This is a genomic window from Arthrobacter sp. Soil736 (assembly GCF_001428005.1).
GTDB lineage: Bacteria > Actinomycetota > Actinomycetes > Actinomycetales > Micrococcaceae > Arthrobacter.
The window spans coordinates 31,468-49,561 of sequence record NZ_LMSB01000024.1 but is presented as its reverse complement, the minus strand read 5'-3'; the positions used below and the strand labels follow the sequence as shown (position 1 = coordinate 49,561).

The 18,094-nt window shown below is 62.6% G+C and carries 12 protein-coding genes; 5 read left to right on the top strand and 7 right to left on the bottom strand.

Annotated features, from left to right (window positions below):
• Positions 1–378 (top strand): amidohydrolase family protein (locus ASG92_RS15015; RefSeq protein ID WP_157372231.1); only part of this gene is annotated, 378 nt, incomplete at its 5' end.
• Positions 379–484: 106 nt separating this feature from the next.
• Here the strand turns inward: ASG92_RS15015 and ASG92_RS15010 are convergent.
• Positions 485–1,951 (bottom strand): NCS1 family nucleobase:cation symporter-1, encoded by a 1,467-nt coding sequence (locus tag ASG92_RS15010; RefSeq protein ID WP_240987149.1) that lies wholly within the window; start codon positions 1,949–1,951, stop codon positions 485–487.
• 367 nt (positions 1,952–2,318) lie between these two features.
• Positions 2,319–4,487, bottom strand: coding sequence for a bifunctional polysaccharide deacetylase/glycosyltransferase family 2 protein (locus tag ASG92_RS15005; protein ID WP_157372230.1), 2,169 nt, complete (start codon positions 4,485–4,487; stop codon positions 2,319–2,321).
• Positions 4,488–5,075: 588 nt separating this feature from the next.
• Between ASG92_RS15005 and ASG92_RS30290 the strand changes: the two genes are divergently transcribed.
• The 3 genes from ASG92_RS30290 (at position 5,076) to ASG92_RS14995 (ending at position 11,462) form a co-directional block, all read left to right on the top strand.
• Positions 5,076–5,198: a hypothetical protein gene (locus ASG92_RS30290; RefSeq protein WP_277309320.1), complete on the top strand. Its 123-nt coding sequence runs from the start codon at positions 5,076–5,078 to the stop codon at positions 5,196–5,198.
• Between the two features lie 431 nt (positions 5,199–5,629).
• Positions 5,630–6,442, top strand: a complete 813-nt coding sequence (locus tag ASG92_RS15000; RefSeq protein WP_056629751.1) for an MBL fold metallo-hydrolase — start codon at positions 5,630–5,632, stop codon at positions 6,440–6,442.
• Between the two features lie 157 nt (positions 6,443–6,599).
• The gene (locus ASG92_RS14995) at positions 6,600–11,462 is read left to right on the top strand and encodes an NAD-glutamate dehydrogenase (protein WP_056629746.1); all 4,863 of its coding nucleotides are present in this window, start codon (positions 6,600–6,602) and stop codon (positions 11,460–11,462) included.
• 68 nt (positions 11,463–11,530) lie between these two features.
• Here the strand turns inward: ASG92_RS14995 and ASG92_RS14990 are convergent, their stop codons facing one another.
• The 5 genes from ASG92_RS14990 to ASG92_RS14970 all read right to left on the bottom strand — a co-directional run bounded on the left by ASG92_RS14990 (position 11,531) and on the right by ASG92_RS14970 (position 16,844).
• Positions 11,531–12,799 (bottom strand): ADP-dependent glucokinase/phosphofructokinase, encoded by a 1,269-nt coding sequence (locus ASG92_RS14990; RefSeq protein WP_082579517.1) that lies wholly within the window; start codon positions 12,797–12,799, stop codon positions 11,531–11,533.
• Between the two features lie 14 nt (positions 12,800–12,813).
• On the bottom strand, positions 12,814–13,674 hold the full coding sequence (locus ASG92_RS14985) for a ketose-bisphosphate aldolase (RefSeq protein ID WP_056629744.1): 861 nt from the start codon (positions 13,672–13,674) through the stop codon (positions 12,814–12,816).
• Between the two features lie 40 nt (positions 13,675–13,714).
• On the bottom strand, positions 13,715–14,557 hold the full coding sequence (locus ASG92_RS14980; RefSeq protein ID WP_056629741.1) for a carbohydrate ABC transporter permease: 843 nt from the start codon (positions 14,555–14,557) through the stop codon (positions 13,715–13,717).
• A 1-nt stretch (position 14,558) separates the two neighbouring features.
• Positions 14,559–15,488 (bottom strand): sugar ABC transporter permease, encoded by a 930-nt coding sequence (locus tag ASG92_RS14975; protein WP_056629731.1) that lies wholly within the window; start codon positions 15,486–15,488, stop codon positions 14,559–14,561.
• Positions 15,489–15,554: 66 nt separating this feature from the next.
• Positions 15,555–16,844: a sugar ABC transporter substrate-binding protein gene (locus ASG92_RS14970; RefSeq protein WP_056629730.1), complete on the bottom strand. Its 1,290-nt coding sequence runs from the start codon at positions 16,842–16,844 to the stop codon at positions 15,555–15,557.
• A 299-nt stretch (positions 16,845–17,143) separates the two neighbouring features.
• Here ASG92_RS14970 and ASG92_RS14965 point away from each other — a divergent pair, with 299 nt between their 5' ends.
• Positions 17,144–17,974 (top strand): DeoR/GlpR family DNA-binding transcription regulator, encoded by an 831-nt coding sequence (locus tag ASG92_RS14965; RefSeq protein ID WP_056629728.1) that lies wholly within the window; start codon positions 17,144–17,146, stop codon positions 17,972–17,974.
• The last annotated feature ends 120 nt before the right edge of the window (positions 17,975–18,094 follow it).

Genomic DNA, 18,094 nt, shown 5'->3' with positions numbered 1-18,094 from the left:
GACCTGGAAAACGGCGACTTCGCCGTGGCCTGGGGCGGCGTCTCCTCGCTCCAGCTGGGCCTGTCCCTGATCTGGACCGAGGCCCGGCACCGCGGCATCCCCCTGGAACAGGTGGTCTCGTGGATGGCCGAGAAGCCCGCAGCCCTCGCCCGCCTCTCCAACAAGGGCCAGCTCGCGCTCGGCTACGACGCCGACTTCTCCGTCTTCGCCCCCGACGAAGCCTTCGTGGTCGACGTCTCCAAGCTCAAGCACAAAAACCCCATCACCCCGTACGACGGCAAGGCCCTCTCCGGCGTCGTCCGCCGCACCTACCTGCGCGGCAACGTCGTGGACGGCCAGACCCCCGGCGGCAAACTGATCCGCCGCGGCGGCGTCTGAGCCCCGCGAGATCAGGAACCCTGCGATCAGTTGCACCTAAATAAGAGCTCGCAGAGCGAAGGGGTGGATTCGCGGGGCACCAGGAGTTCTTCGCCCCATCGGGAGCCTACGTCCTTGCCGCGCTCTGCCCCGCTTCCTCGGCGGCCGCGGCCGTGACCGATTCGGCCAGAGTCGTGTCACGGCGGGAGCTGACGTAATGCACCGCGGCCGCCATGATTGCTCCGATGAACCAGGAGAAGGCCGAGAGGGCGGCAAATAATGGAGCGAGGGCAAAGACCACGGCCGGGACGGCCGAGACGAGGAATGAGATGAGGGCCTTCTGGTTCCAGCCACCCGTGTAGGTGTAGTACCCCTGTTCTCTGAACAGGTCTCGGACCAGCACGTGCTGCTTTCGGAGCACGTAGTAGTCGACCATGATGATCCCGAACAGCGGCCCGAGCAGCGCTCCGAGCCCTCCGAGGAAAAGGTTAATCACGACCGGACTGTTGAACAGGTTCCAGGGCGTAATGACGAGTGCGATCATCGCCGCGATCAGCCCGCCGCGCCGGAAATCGATTCTCGAGGGCCAAACGTTGGCGAGGTCGTAGGCCGGCGAGACGAAGTTCGCCACGACATTGATTCCCAGCGTCGCGACAGCGAAGGTGACGGCGCCGAGCAGAAGGGCCCAGATGCTGTCGATCCGGCCGACGATCTCAACCGGGTCGTAGATGTGCTCCCCGTAGACCTTGAACGTTCCGGCAGTGACGACGACGGAGACCACGGAGAAGGCGATGAAGTTCACCGGCAGCCCCCACAGGTTGGCCGTGCGCACCGCTCTGCGGGACGGCGCGAAGCGGGAGAAGTCGCAGAAGTTGAGCATCAGGGTGGAGAAGTACGTCACCGTCAGCGCTACGGCGGCAAAGAAGGCATGAGTTACCCCCCATTCGGCTTTGCCCCCTGGCAGGTCGAGGGAAATATTCCACCCGGCATTGATCAGGATATAAACGACCAACAGCCCCATCACCGCCCAGACGGCCGGACCGGCCCAGTCCTGGAACCTCCGGATCGTCTCCATGCCGTTGCGCAGCAGAAGAAGCTGGAGCGACCACATCAACAGGAAGGCGAGCCAGCCCAGTGTGGATTCGCCCAGGAAATTGTTCTCCGTCAAACCCTGCAGTTCGGGCCAGATCTTCAGGGCGATGATGATGACGGCGCGCGAGGCCAGCCATGTCTGGATGCCGTACCAGGCGATCGCGACGAGCGCACGAATCAGGGCGGGCAGGTTGGCGCCGAACGTTCCAAACGAGACCCGGGCGAGCACCGGGTAGGGCACGCCGGTCTTCTGGCCTGCGTATCCGGAGAAGTTCATCAGGAAAAAGACGATGATGATCCCTGCCACCAGTGCAAGGAACACCTGCCAGGCACCGAGGCCCATCGCGAAGAGACCGGCGGCGAACGTGTATCCGCCGAGCGAATGAATGTCCGACATCCACATTGCAAACAGTGAATAGAAACCCCACGTACGGTGTTCGGCCGGTGCGAGGTCTTCGTTGTACAGACGCCGGCTGGCCCCCGGCGGAATTGCGTGAGACACCAGGCCCTCGATTCCCAAAACTTCCACACATGCTGAGAGTAAGTTCTTAAGCCCCAACCGATATAGAAGGAGCTGTGAATAGCGTGTCCATTGATGCCAATATACCCAGCCTGGCAATGGCGAAGTAGACAAATCGCGCTGCTGAACACATGCTGCCCGGATCGAAGGTTGCCGCATTAGGCTCGTTCACCCAGGGTCGACGGCGACTCCCCGCCGTCGTGCGTCGAAGGAGCCGCCATGTTCACCAGCCCGTACCCGGACGTCGAGATCCCCGAGGCCACGCTCTACGACTACGTGCTCGGCGGGCTGGGCGCATTTCCTCGCGACCTTCTGAATGGCGCCCGGTTCCCCAGGAGTTCCTGCACTCCTACGCTTGGCCCTGCGTGGCGGGCGGGACGCGCAGACTGCCGTACCTCTCCATTCGGTGCCACCGCAGGTGCACGCCGGCCAAGGCGGTGACCACCGACTGGATGACGACGAGATACATGAGCTGCCGATACACGAACTGCTGAAGTGGAAGCGTCCACAGCGGGCGAAGCGGCTCATTGTCGAGCCGGAACGCGTAGGCGGCCATGAGGAATTGAACGACAACGAAGACGAGCCAGAGCACCGCGATCCGCAGCGGATCGAGGAAGATCAGGCCGTAGACGGCAAAGACATCGACTACGGGGGCGAACAGGGGAAGCAGCACCTGGAGGACGAGCAGGTAGCCGAGCCCGCGACGGCCGAGCTTGCCGGCCGCTCCTCCCTGCACCACCGCGCCGCGGTGCTTCCACATGGCCTGCAACGTGCCGTAGCACCAGCGGTACCGCTGGCGCCACAAGGCGCCGAGGCTCGCGGGTGCCTCGGTCCAGGCCCTCGCGTCGTCCTGGTACACGACTCGCCAGCCATCGCGGCACAGTGACATGGTCAGGTCGGTGTCCTCGGCGAGCGTGTCGTCGCTCACTCCGCTGACCCGGAGGAGAGCATCCCGGCGGAAGGCGCCGATGGCGCCGGGGACGGTCGGCATGCACTCCGCGACGTCGAACAGTCTGCGGTCCAGATTGAAGCCGACGACATATTCGATGTGCTGCCAGGCGCCGAGGATGCCGCCGCGGTTGGCGACCTTGGTGTTCCCCGAAATTGCACCCACCCGTGGGTCGGCGAAGGGCTGGACGAGGGCATGAACCGTGTCCGGTTCGAAGACGGTGTCGCCGTCGACCATCACCACAAGATCGTGGCTGGCAGCGTCGAGCCCGGCATTCAGGGCGGACGGCTTGCCGCCGTTCTCCTTCCGGATCACCGTGACGCCCGGAAGGCCAAGCGCTTCCACGATGTCTGCAGTCCCGTCGGTCGACCCGTCGTCGACCACGATGATCTCAACCGGATGGGTCGAGGCGACGATGGATCGGACCGCGGCTTCGATGCCTGCCGACTCGTTGTACGCCGGGACGATCACACTGACCGGCTCCGTGGTCTCGGGCCGGACTGGAACATCCATCCGGCGTCGACCGCGACTGGCCGCCCGGACGCGGCGTGAGGCGCGGCTATGGCGCGCCGCGAAACCGACCACAAGGACGGCCCGGATGAGCGTCAAGATGCCGGCCGCAATGAGCGCCCACGAGATGGCCGTGACGACGAAGTCGCTGAGCCGGATGCCCCACACGAACGCCGTTCCACTGATCTGTTCCACGGTGGACGTCTGCCGCATGCTGTCAATCCCGACGGCGTCGCCGACCGTGGTCACGCGATAGCCCTGGTCAGCGAATCGCGACAGGGTGGAGTCGAGGGCGGCGACGGTCTGTTGCCTGTCGCCACCGCCGTCGTGCATCAGGAGCACCTGCCCCTGTCGGCCGGACGGAGTGAGATTCCGCTCGATTGTCGCGACGCCTGGCCGTCGCCAGTCCTCGCTGTCGGTGGTGCTGAGCACGGTGAGGTACCCCTCGTCCGCCGACCCTTGCATCGCGGACCAGGTGCCGTCGGTGACCGCATCGTTCTCCGAGCTGTACGGCGGTCGCAGCAGAGACGCCGCACGACCCGTGATGCCGACGACCGCATTCTGGGCACCTTGGACCTCGAGCTGTCGTCGCCACGTCGGCGCGGTGCCGAGGTCGGCATGGGTGAGTGTGTGCACGCCGATCTCGTGACCGTCTTCGACGATGCGGCGCACGAGGTCGGGGTTGTCGATCGCCGCCGAGCCGACTACGAAGAACGTCGCGTGGACGTGATGCTTCCGGAGGACGTCGAGAATTTGAGGCGTCCAGACCGGGTCTGGGCCGTCGTCGAACGTCAGGGCCACCGTACGATCCGGTGGACGCACAGTGCGGACCGTCCCGCCGCGGGAGTCGACGACGGGGCCACCCTGAGAGACGGCATTCGGGACAGTACTGGCGGCCCCACTCTCGGACACGGAGTCGTCGCCGATCCCAGCGAGGTGATGCATGTACCCCTGCACGGCGAGTGCGACACCCAGCGCAAACACGACGGTCAGAAGGATGAACCAGTGTGCCCTGACACTGACCGGAGCAGAACCCTTGCTCAGGCGGCCTGTACTCACGGGTGCGTCGGCGTGGACGGTCGCGTGGTCTGGCCGGGAGCCGTCTCGCTCTTGCCCGGACTCGCCGGCTCCGTGCTGGGCGCAAGAGGGGTACCGGAGGCAAAGGGGGCCGCATGCTGCATGGCCTCACCATTGATCGGTGGTGCCACAGGAACGGCCGAAGGCGCAGTCACCGGAGCCTGGAAAGCGGCCGGCGCTGCAGGCTCCGCCGGTTCAGCTTCGCGATCTGGGAGCCCAGCCGCGTTAGAAGCCGGCGCCGATGGGGATGACGGAAGATCACGGGCCGCCGGGGCCACCGGAGCGGGAGGCAGAGGTAAGTACGGCGCGGCGATATTGGGTCCGCCGATGACCGCAACCAGCAGGAGGACGACATACCCTGCCACGAGCCCGAGGGCCCCGAGGCCGATAAACTTGACCCGCCGCAGGCGCCGACCTGACGCATCGACAAAGACCGGCCCACGCGGCGACGCGGACCGCGGCTGATCGGACGTTTCGTCAAAAGCTTCCATTGGGCATCAACCTTAGAGGATTCGCAATCTGTATCCCAAAAGCATCACGACCGAAGGGTCTTCCGGGTTCAAGGACCGCTTGCCATCAAGCCCCGTTAAAGGCTGGAAGTTTGCAACCGCGACAGTCCCGGCAGGCATCCTCGGCCACGGACAGCCCGAAGCCGCCCTGTCCCTGGGATACACCCCGAACAAGACCCAGTAGAAGGGATCAATCGACCACAAGAACGGCCATCAACCAAGAAGGCCCCCGAAGGAGCCGATAAAAGAAAGATTTGTCCGCTCTGTGGTGTGCCAACGAGACTTGCGCACACGATTGCCCGGCACCCGGCTCTGGACCCTGATGTCGCAGCACATGCGCGGACTTGAAATCTGTCACGTTTGCCGGACTGTGCGCCGGCCCCGGGGTTTACATAGAATCCCGACGGCTGACCTCACCGACACGCCGTAACCCGGCGCGACGGCTTCACCCCTGTCCGCCCGGCCAAAGAGAACGGCGGCCCGCCAACCCAATTGATACCGCAACGATCTCTCTTCCTAGGACACTTTCGCGTGCCATAGTCTGGGCACGCCAGCCTGCGGCCGAAGGTGAAGAAGGCGGGAAAGCAGGACACAGACGCTTAGAAGGGACCGACCATGCTGATCTGCGCAACCTGCGCCGTCGAACGCGACGAGCCTACCCCGGGGGTCTGCCCGATCTGCACCGATGAGCGGCAGTATGTGCCCGAGGACGGACAAAAGTGGCTCACACTGGACGGGCTGGCGGAGGAGGGCCAGCAGACATTGTTGAAGGAGAACGAGCCGGGACTTATCGGGATCAAGACGGAGCCAATAGTCGGGATCGGCCAGACCGCTCAGCTTGTGGTGACACACGAGGGTTCGCTGCTGTGGGATCCGGTCGGATATGTCGATGACAGCGCTGTGAAGGCAGCGCTTGAGCGAGGCCCGGTCCTGGCGATCGCCGCCAGCCATCCACACATGTTTGGTGTGCAGGTCGAATGGTCGCAACGGCTCGGTGGCGTCCCTGTACTTGTGGCCGACGCAGACCGGCGATGGCTGGGGCGAAACGATCCGATCATCGAATACTGGTCCGGCAGTCACACTATCGCCGAAGGGTTGACACTACACCAGACCGGGGGGCACTTCCCGGGCAGCGCGGTGGTGCACTGGGCTGCAGGAGCGGGCGGCAGAGGAGCTCTGCTGACCGGCGACAGCGTGTTTCCGAATCCAGACCGTAGATCCATCGCCTTCATGCGCAGCTACCCGAATCATTTGCCGCTATCCGGCGCGGTGGCGTTGCGAATCGCCGCGCAGCTGGGAGAGCTCAAGTTCGACCGGATCTACGGCAACTTCAACAATGTAATCGAGTCCGGAGCCAAGGCCATTCTGCACGATTCCGCCCAACGGCACGCTGCTTGGGCGAGAGGAGACTTCGACCATTTGACCTGAACCCACACTGCCAACGTGCTTGATCCCTGCCTACCCGGGCGGTTGTTTCGCAGCTATGGACGCCGCGGGGAGAGAAGGACATCATGAAATCAGGCGTGAGGATCCCATCTCCGGAGGCGCAAATGGAGGCGGTCCCACGCGCTGGAGGCGTTAGGGCATGCCCGGTAAATCTGTGCCAGCGGAGCACTCCGCATCAAGTGGTCCGGCCCAGGCGGACGATCATTTCCTCATGGATTACTACGAGCACGTGGACCCCGAGGAGCTCCTCACCTACGCAGGCGATACTTTAGAGCGTCGTGCACGGCACCATCTTTCGCTCGCCTCGGTGCTTCCTCCGGGGACGTCAAGGGTGGATGTCCTCAACGAACCGAGCGCCAGTGTGGTGTTCGTGGTGGCCGAAGGCGCGCTGCACGTGGTTCGCGCGGTCACCTCGGAGCTGACCCGCGAAGGAGCGACGGTCCGGCTGCTCGTCCATCCCTTGTTCCAGGTCCTTCGGGATCCTGCAACCCATGAGCTGCTCAAGCTCCGCCATGCGCCGCAGCGCGCGGGACTTGTTGCCGACCTGCCCTATTCCTGGGCCACGGAAACCTGGGTTGCCGTTGAAATTGGCAGGCAGCCGAGATCGTCGAACGCCTCGGACGTCATCGCGAATATCCAGAGGGTTCTTGCCGATGTCCGTGCAGTTACAGAGGACTCAGCTGCCCTGAAGGAACAAGTGACCGCCGCCGTCGACTCCTTAGCGGCCTTCCCGCGCGGTTGTGTGCCGTCAGCCGAACAGCTCAGAGAGCTCCTGCTGTGGCTCAACGGGGGGAACTTCATTTATCTGGGACACTGCGAATATGTGTTGACGGCTGAGAAAGATGGGCCGGCTCTTCGACCCCGTCCGGGTACTGCCCTGGGCCTTTTGCGCAGGCAGAATCACCCTCGCAGCTCAGACCAGACTGTGTTCCGGGGCTCGCAGGTACTCGCGCTGTACACTTCCGGCCTTCGATCCTCGGTTCCAGAGCCCTCTTATCTGGACGAAATCCGTCTCCCGACGTTCAGTGCTGCCGGAGTCGTCAATGGGGAACGCAGGTTTGTGGGCGTTTTCGCCCCGGGAACGGCGGATCAATCAGTGCGTCGCATTCCTGTGATCCGGGACAAGGCCGCTAACGTGAGTAACAGGCTCGGTTTCGCCCCTGCGTCAACCCAAGAGAAGAAACTGCTCGCCGCGCTGGGGTCGTTCCCTCTTGACGAGCTGTTCCACATCGACGAAGGCGAACTGACTCGGCTGGCGGCCGACATCCTGCGGCTCCAAAAACGCCATGAGACTAGGCTTCTCCTACGCTTCGACGACTACGGCCCCTTCATGACCGCCCTAATGTTCCTTCCGCGCCGCCGCTACAACACGGCCGTGCGGCTCAGGATTGAACAGGAGCTCAAAGAAGCCTCCAAAGCCTCATCGCTTGAGTTCGAGGTCCGACTCACCGAATCGCACATGGCTCGCATCTTCTTCCGCGTACTTCTGCCCGCCGGCGCAAAACCAGAGTCCATCGATCCGGCTGCACTGGAGCGGACACTCATCAATGCCACTCGGTCATGGGCCGAAGGACTTGACGAAGCCCTGCGGGAACGCATGCCCTCCGAACAGGCCACAAGGCTGTCCGCGCTCTGGGCCGATGCCTTCCCTGCCAGCTACCGGGCAGATTTCGAGGTCGCAGATGCCATTGAAGACATCGAGAGGTTTGAGCAATACGATCTGGATGGCACCGGCGGTCGACCCCTGAACGACTCTGTACTGGCTGTCCGTGCCGATGCTACGCAGGCCGAGGTCGAGGACTTCCGGATTCGCCTCTATCTCACCAGTGCCCGGAGCCTCACGCAGATCCTGCCGTTCCTCCACAACCTGGGCCTCCAGGTACTTAACCAGCGCCCCTTCGAGGTCCTGCGGGGCAACACTCTGCCGCTGTTTCTTTATGACTTGGGCGTGAAGTATCCGCCCGGCGTGGATCCCGTTCGAACCAGCTCCCTGCTCGCGGACGCGTTCGGAGCAGCCATACGTGGTGACACGGAATCAGACCGCTTCGACGCACTGGTCCTGCAGGAGAGCCTTGACTGGCGGCACGTCGTGATCCTCCGCGGCTACGCCAAGTACCTCCAGCAACTGGGAACCACCAACTCGTACGGCTTTATCGCGGATACTTTCCTGGCCAACGCGAGAGCGACCCACGCACTGCTGGGCCTGTTCCGCGCCCGCTTCCTTCCAGGGCTTGGCATCACCCAGCGGCTCCGCGAAATGGCGACCGCCCGGGACGAAGTGATCAAGGCTATCGATGCTGTCACGTCCTTGGACGCGGACCGCCTGCTGCGGACCTTCCTGAACCTCATCGAGGCGACGACGAGGACCAACTTCTACCGCGACCGGCCGTACCTGAGCCTCAAACTCCAGCCCTCCCACCTCCCAGGCGCTCCGCACCCACGTCCGAAGTTCGAGATCTGGGTCTATTCGCCCCGGGTCGAGGGCGTGCACCTTCGCTTTGGGCCGGTGGCGCGCGGGGGCCTGAGATGGTCGGACCGGCGCGAGGATTTCCGTACCGAAGTCCTCGGGCTCGCCAAGGTCCAGATCGTCAAGAATTCCGTGATCGTCCCGACTGGCGCCAAGGGCGGCTTCTACCCGAAGCGGCTTCCCGATCCCGAGGCCAACCGCGCGGCATGGCTCGCGGAAGCGATAGAGAGCTACAAGGACTTCCTCCGCGGGCTCCTCGATGTCACGGACAACCTGGCCCCGCCCGACGTCGCCGTGTCCCGTGACGCCCGCGGCACACGGGGCTCGGTGGGCCGCGTCGTCCCACCGCCGAACGTGGTGCGGCATGATGAGGACGACTACTACCTCGTGGTGGCTGCCGACAAAGGCACCGCGACGTTCTCCGACACCGCCAACGAGGTGGCCAAGGAGTACGGCTTCTGGCTGGGCGACGCGTTCGCGTCGGGCGGCTCAATGGGCTACGACCACAAGCAGATGGGCATCACTGCCCGGGGCGCCTGGGCGTCCGCGAAACAGCACTTCACCGAACTCGGGATCGATTCCCAGCGCGAAGACTTCACCGTGGTCGGCATCGGCGACATGAGCGGGGACGTGTTCGGCAACGGGATGCTGCGCTCCGACCACATCCGGCTCGTAGCCGCCTTCGACCACCGGCACATCTTCCTGGACCCCACACCCGACGCCGCGTCCTCCTTCAAGGAACGCCGCCGCCTCTTCAATCTGCCCCGTTCGTCGTGGGCCGGCTACAACCCCGGGCTGATCAGCCCTGGCGGCGGGGTGCACCCGCGCGTCGCCAAGTCGGTCGCCATCAGTCCGCAGGTGCGTTCGGCCTTGGGCCTGCCGACGAAGACGACGGCGATGACCCCGCCCGAGCTCATCCAGGCGATCCTGCGGGCGCCGGTAGACCTCATTTACAACGGCGGGATCGGAACCTATGTCAAGGCCTCTGCCGAAATCAACACCGAGGTGGGCGACAAAGCCAACGATGCGATCCGGATCAACGGCAACGAGCTCCGGGCAAGGATCATGGTCGAAGGCGGCAACCTCGGGATGACTCAACGGGGACGGGTGGAGGCCGCGCTGAACGGAGTCCTGCTGAACACGGACGCCATCGACAACTCTCCCGGCGTGGACTGCTCCGATCACGAGGTCAACATCAAGATCTTCATCGACCGCATGATCGCGGCAGGCACGATGGCAGCCAGCGAGCGCGCCGACTTCCTGCACTCGCTCAGTGACGACGTGGCACGCCTGGTGCTGAAGAATAGCCGTGACCAGAACGTCCTGCTCGTCAACGACCGTGCTCTTGTCCTCAACTGGAGCCCGGGCTTCGACCTCAACTGGAGCCCCGGCTTCGAACGGACCATGGACTGGCTGGAAAGTGCCACCGACCTGGACCGGGGCCGTGAGGCACTGCCCACCACGGACCAGCTCCATGCACGGCTGCAGGCCGGCAACGGGCTCACCTCCCCCGAGCTATCCGTGCTGGCCGCCTACGCCAAGATCGCACTCGCCAAGGAACTGAACGACAGCGACGTCGCCGACGACCCGTGGTTCGACCGGGTTCTTCGCAGCTACTTCCCGCCCCAGATCGGGGACCGCTTCGGAACCGAGCTGGAAACGCACCCCCTGCGCCGGCAGATCATCTGCACCGTGCTCGCCAACGACATCATCGACCTCGGAGGAATCACCTTCGCCTTCCGCGCCGTCGAGGAAACCACCGGGAGCGCGGCCGCTCTCGCAAGGGCCTTCGTGGCAGTGCGCGAGGCCTTTGGCCTTCACTGGATCGCGGACTGGATGGCCGGGCTTCCCCCCGCTGTTCCGGCCGAGCATGCGGCGGAACTCGCCTTGTATGTGCGGAGGATGTTGGACCGGGCGACGCGCTGGTACATGTCCCATGATCATCGGGACCAGCCAGTGGAACAGGCCCTCAGCAGGATCATGCCGGCCATGGCGCTCCGGCGGAACCGAACCGTGGTTTATTTGCGCGGCGACGACATCGACTTCGGGCAAGACCTTCTGACGCACTGGGAGGCCATTGGGATCCCGCCGGACATTGCGCAACGCGCGTTTGAGGCAGTCCTGAGCTTCACTTTGTTGGATATCTCACTCATTGCGGAGCAGATCCATGAGCCCATCGAGCACATTGCTGACCTCTATTCCACGGCATTCCAGCGCATCGGGGCCCTGAAGTTGCTTCTAAGAATCACCGACCTTCCTCGGCAGAACCGATGGGAGACACTGGCCAGGGCGGCGCTGCGCGACGATGTCTATTCCGCCGTCGCCGACATGACCATCTCAGTTCTGCGGACAACACGCAGCAGCGGTCCCGAGCGAGCCGACTCCACGGAACGGATCGTGGAGTGGGAACGCGGACACCAAGAGCAGCTCGCACGGATCAAGGACACCTTCGCCGAAGTCACCCAGCCCGGTCCGGTGGACATCCATTCGATCTCCGTCGCGCTTAAGCTGCTGAGGACCCTCGTGCGCAACTGAATTCGCGGTGCTCGGCACATGCGGCGCCAGACGAATGGGGCGGGAGGTCCGCGGGCTCCCGTCCTGCACTATTCGGCCAGAAGCTGGGTCTCTGCACGTTCTCGGGAGACCCAGTTCGCATTCTCCGTCGTATCGTTGAGTCGTTGCTTTTGACCGATGATGGCTGCAATGAATCCGCCGACGAATGAGTCGCCGAGCCCGATGGTGGTAGGTGATTGCGTTGCCAGAGACAGGGCCGGGAGGCATTCGACGTCGGCGCCCATGCGCTGGTGTAGTTCGGCAGCCAGTTCGGCGCCGCGGGAGTTTACGGGTCCCTCTCCGACCGCTTCGTAGTCGGCGGGAGTGAAGTTGTCGCCGTAACAGAAGCGGGTGCTGGCCATTGTGATGCCGCCTTTTAGGCAGGACCGCCACCGTCGGGCGTTGTTGCCGTAGGCGAGTGACCAGTACTTGGTGTGGACCACCGTGGTGCGTGCGGGCATTAGTCCGTGCAGCTCGCGGAGTGCCGCGCACACGTCAACGGCGTTCAGCAGGTCTACCGGCCTGTTCAGATGTGCCTGTAATTCGTCTTCGTTCATGCTGTAGACGGTCACGGTATCGGCCATGAAGTCCCGGACGACCGGCGCAAACACAGCGTGGTGGAAGCCCGCGTCTTCGTAAAACACGACCGCTCCGGGCGGAAGATTCCGCAGTTCCCGTCCCAGCGTGGCCAAGCGCGCGTCCAGGACCGACCGCTCGTTGATGACGTTGAGTCCAGAGATGAGGAAGGCATCCGCGGTCCTGAGTGCGTTGCCGAGTTCCTCGCTCAGTACCATCTCGGTGTTTGGCGGGTCGTTGGTGAAGATGATCCGGTTCGGGTGGTCCGCGCGCAGGTCGATGTCTCTGGCCTGCACGGTGGCGCCCCCGTTGAATTGCACGATCAGGTGGGGGTCGGTCGAATCTGCCGAAGCGCTGCAGATGTAGGTGCAGGATGCAGGCAGCAGCCGCCGCACGGTGTCATCGATGCTGACCAGGTGAAGAGTGCTCGGGATTCCGAGCTTCGCCATGGCCAATCCGGCCCGGACGCAGGTGCCGCCCAGCGTGATCCTTTTTTGGAACCGGGAAGCGAAAGTCTTGACGGTGTCGGAGGAGGTGATGAACCGCTCTCCTCCGACACCGTCGCGCAAGTGCGCGAGAATGGCTACGATCAGGTTCCTTTCGGAATCGACCGGGACGAACCGGTCAAGCTCCGCGGCGTCGATCGCGAAGTCCTCAATCAGGCCTTCGATGATGGCCGAGTTCCATTCGACCTCGTAATCGACGGTACCGCCAAGACCCAGCACCACATTCTCGCGCGACATCAGACTCCGTTACCTCAGTACAGTTCGGCCGTGTTCGCTGCGGCGAACAGCTCGATCTTGTGGGCGGCGACTACCTTCATGGCTGCGATGGAGGGCGGCTGGATGGTGTTGGGCTCGCGGACTCCCGGGTCAGCGAGGATTTCGCGCATCTTGTTGTGATAGGCGACCTTGATGTCGCTGGAGATGTTGATCTTGTTGACACCCAGCTTCACCGACTCGCCGATCTCGCCGTCGGGGTTGTTGGATCCGCCGTGCAGCACCAGGGGCAGGGTCACTTTCTTCTTGATCTCCTGCAGCAGGTCCAGTTTCAGCTCAGGCTTCATGCTTGCCGGGTAGATTCCATGGCAGGTGCCGATAGCGATGGCCAGGCTGTCGACGCCCGTGGATTCGACGAACCGGACGGCGTCCTCCGGGTCGGTGTAGATGATGGTTGCCGTGCCGTCCTCGGCCTCGTCGTCGGTCTTGCCAATGGTCCCGAGCTCTCCCTCAACCGACACACCCACAACGTGCGCGGCATCGACGACCTTCTTGGTGATGGCGACGTTCTGGTCAAAGGGAAGCATGGATCCGTCGATCATCACCGAGGTGAATCCAGCCTGGATCGCGGTGAGGACCTGCTCATAGCTCGCGCCATGATCAAGATGGATGGTCACGGGCACGCTGGAGCGGTGTGCCCGGGAGATGATGGCCGGCAGCACGTCGACACCGAGATGGCTGAGTTCGTCGGGGTGGATGGCAATGATGACTGGCGCTTTTTTCTCTTCGCAGACTTCGAAGATGCCGTTCATCATCGCGTAGTCACTGATATTGAAGGCCGGGACCGCGAAGTTGTGCTTGTTCGCCACATCGAGGATGGTCTTGCCGTTTACCAACATTTGTTTCTCTCCTACGTTTTGTTGATGGAATGGGGTTGATTTACTTCACGGCGCCCGCGGTCATACCGCTCATGAAGTAGCGCTGGAAGAAGATGTAAAGAATGAGAATCGGTATGCAGCCAAGGATGCTTATGGCCATCATTTCGTTCCATTGGTAGGAATGTTGACCCATGAGGAGCTGGATGCCGATGGGGACGGTTCGCATATCCTGGGTTTTGGTCAGTGTCAGTGCGAAGAGATATTCATTCCACGCGATCATGAAGGTGTAGATTCCGACGGATACGATCCCTGGCACGGAGACCGGCACCAGGATGCGCCAGAGAGCGGTCATGGGTCCGCCGCCGTCAACCCGGACGGCCTCGTCGAGCTCACGGGGCAGCGTGTTGAAGTAGCCCGTCAGCATGATGATCGCGTACGGCAGGGTGAAGACCATGTAGGTCAGGATCAGCCCCTGGTAGGTGTTGAACATGCGGAGGAAGACCACCAGGCCGAAGTACGGCACCAGCAACGTGATCGGCGGCACGGCCTGGACGCTGACGATGACAATGTTGATCGTCCTCTTGAAAGGGAAGTCGAACCGGCTGAAGGCGTAGGCCGCGAACAGGGCGACGACCAGGGTCAGACCGGTGACCGCCAGAGCCACAACATAGCTGTTGATGAAGAATCTCATCTTGGTCGGATCGCTCAGTATGGAAGCATATGCAGCGAAGGAGAATCCTTCGGTGATGAACCGTGGCGGTGCTTCGAAGATCTCGGTGTTGGACTTGAAGGAACTGGCGAGCATCCACAGGACCGGGAATCCTGCGAATACGGCGCCGCCGATCAGGGCCAGGAGCACACCGGTTCTTTCCAGCGCCTCACGCTGTTTTTTGGTTTTCGACATGTCAATCACGCGCCTTTTGATGACGGACGTAGAAGTAGGCCAGGACCATGGACATGACCAGGATGATCACTGCGCTTGCGGAAGCAAGCGAGAATTGATAGTTGCTGAAGGCCATTTTGTAGGTCATGGTGCTGAGCATCTCGGTGGCGTTAATGGGTCCGCCTCCGGTGGTCATCCAGATCAGCGCGAACTGCTGACTGGTCCAGATGAGGTCGAGCACGGCCATGCTGACGATGATGGGTCGCAGCTGCGGCAACGTGATGTTCACGAACTGCTGCAGGCCGTTGGCTCCGTCGACCCGGGCCGCCTCGTAGAGGTCCCGCGGTATGCCCTGCAGTCCGGCGAGCAGGCTCACCATGAAGAACGGGTACCCTGCCCAGATGTTGATGAAGGTGACAGCGAACAGCGCCGTCCCGGGCGAGGAGAGCCACTCGGCACCAGTCTCCGTGATGCCGAGGGTGACCAGGACGTAGTTGATGACGCCGTTGGGATTCAGCAGCAGCCGCCACAGAATCGCGATGATGGCAACAGTAAACAGCCATGGAAGTACGTAGATGACGCGGAAAAGCGCTTTGGTGGCCCCGTTCAGCAACCGGCTGTTGAGCAGCGTGCTGAAGACCAGGCCCAGGACGAGGTGCGCTCCGACGCTTACTGTGGTGAAGAAAGTGGTGTTCAGGACCGCCGTACGGAAGATCTCGCTGCCCAGGACCTCCACATAGTTGTTGAAGCCCGCGAATACCGGGTTCGTCTTCATGATGACGTTATCCATCAGCGAGTACCCGATGACCATCACGATCGGAATCAGCATCAGGATCACGAGCAGAATGATGGTTGGCGAGAGGAAAGCGAACGGGACGAGGTTGCGTTTCTTCTTCGCCCGGGCCGCTACCTCTGCCGGCGCGTCAAGCGTTTTTGGTGTTAGGAGCACCATGGGAATCCTCCTCGGTCCGGGTGCGGTCCCGTCGTCGTTGGGCCGCACCCGGACCGCTTCGTGGGTCTAGAACTGCTTGATCCAGGCGTTTTGAGTGTTTTCAAGCATCTGGTCGACAGGCTGGGAGCCTGAAAGCGTCTTCTGGAACTGCTCGTCGAAAGTGCGCATCAGCTGTTCCGCAACCGGGAGGCCAACGAACTCGTTGGCGGGGTAGCCGCTCTTGTAGATGTCAAAGGCTTCCTTGAACAGTGCATCTTTCCCGGAGAAGTCCGGCGTAGCTTTGCTGTTGCCGGGGAAGGCATTGGCCTGGGTCGAGAGCTTTGCGTTGGCCTTCTCGCTCATCAGAAATTGGATCAGCTTCCAGGCCTCGGCCTTGTGCGCGCTGTTCTCGGAGACGCCGATCCCCCACGATGCGAAGGGGATGCCCCGTTTGCCGGCAAATCCATCGACCGACGGAACGGAAGATACCTGGAACTTCAGGTTCGGGTTCTTCTCACGGATCGTGTTGATGTGCGCGAGGGAATCGATCATCATCCCGACGCGGCCGTTGGTGAATTCCTCGACCTTGTCCTGTTCCTTCATGGTGAAGGAACCCGGGGCGATCACCCCGTCATCCCAGAGGCTCTTGACGTACTCCACCGTGCCCTTGATGTCCTGGTTGGTGAGATCGGGCTTCCCGTCTTTGAGCATGCTCTGGCCGGAGGCCCATGCCCAGGACATGACATCGTTCTGCACGCCGTTGGGAGCCTCGAGTGACAACGGCAGGACCCAGCCCTTGGCGTTGCCCAGGTTGCTGACCGCCTTCGCCGCAGCCGTGAACTCGGTGCGGTTCGACGGCGCCTTCGCGATTCCCGCCTTCTGCAGCAGGTCAGTGTTGGAGAACATCGGGTACACGAAGTTCAATACCGGGATCATGTACGTCGCGTCATTGACCTTGACCTCGCTGGAGAGCTGGGTCTTGTCATAACCGGCGTCAGCCATCAATTTGCCAAGGTCCGCAATAGAGCCCTGCTTCGCGAAATCACTGATCCAGGCGCCATCCAGCCCGACAACATCGGACATGGTCCCCGCCGCGGCTCCCGCCACAACCTGCTCCTTGGTCGAGGCATACGGTCCGCTGAGCAGCTTGACCTTGATGCCCGGGTTCTCCTGCTCAAACTGATCCATCATCTGACGCAGTGAACCAGCAGGGAGTTCCGGCTCCCACCACTGCGCAAACTCGATCGTCACCTCCCCGCCGGGCGACGCGTTGCCGCCGCCCGTAGACCCTCCGCCGCAACCCGCAACCATGGTGACCGCGGCAACGCCCGCTACGGCCGCCAGCAGTCCCCGCCTGCTTAGAGCATCCTTGCTCATGACTCTCCTATCGAAGTTCCAAAGTGCTGATTCGCGCATTCCGATGCGACTTTATGCCGGTTTATGCGTTTGATTGATCGTAAGCCCCGTCACACTTTTGCGTCAATAGGGGAACGACGGATCTTGCGAAGGCATGCAGCGGGCGCGCCAGACCCGCGAAAAACCATGAATGACAGCCGCATCGCCAGCTCTCGGAACCTCCAGAATCCCGTTCGGCCAGCTGTCGCAGAAAAACGCATCGTGGCAATCGGTGCGGCAGCTATATCGCATTAACTCGCAGGATGTGTTAAATGTGGACTATGAGCAGATCACTTGCAACGTCCCCCACAGGCAACCGCTCTGCACGCTTTCCGGCGAGCCGACAGGCGGACCTGGCCTCATTCGTGGCTGAAAAGGGGCAAGTCACGGTGGCGGACCTTGCGACAAGGTTCGACGTGTCACCCGACACCATCCGCCGGGACCTCGACCAGCTAGACGCTGACGGTATCCTGATCAGAACACACGGCGGGGCGGTGAGTCTTTCGGCAGTCCCGCGCGCCGACACCGGCGTGGACATCAGAATGCGGCTTCAAACCAGCGCCAAGGACCGCATCGGGGCACTGGCGGCCTCCCTGGTCACTGACGGAACCGTCCTGATGATCAATGCCGGAACGACCTCGCTGTCAATGGCCCGACATCTTAAGGACCAGCGCGAGCTGACAATCGCCACGAACAACCTCCGAATACCCGCCGAAATCTCGCCCAAAGTCTGCCGGGATCTCTACCTCTTCGGCGGTTCGGTACGGCTCGGCGCCCAGGCGGTGGTGGGTCCGCTATCCTTCCGGGCAGACGGAAACGCCGGCGATATCGATATCAAGTGCGACCTTGCCGTCATCGGCGTCGGCGCGATCTCTGCCTCCGGCTACACCACCAGCCACCTCGCCGAAGCGGTCATGATGGGTCAAATGATGAAGCGCGCAACACGCGTCATAGTGCTCGCCGACTCATCCAAGTTCGGCCGACAACTCTTCGCCCAGATTTCGCCCTTGGACGCCGGGGACGTCCTTGTCACCGATCAACAACCCCCGCAGGACCTCCAGACGGCCTTGGACGAAAGCGGGGTGCAGGTTATCGTCGCAGACGGTAATTAGCTCCGGTGCCAGGGCTTTCGGGAGGCGGGTCACAGGTCAGCGCCATTCTCAATCCCCCGAGGGATTCGAACCGAGGATCGATCGTGCAGTCGGCTTCTGATATTTCGTGCAGACCTCGTC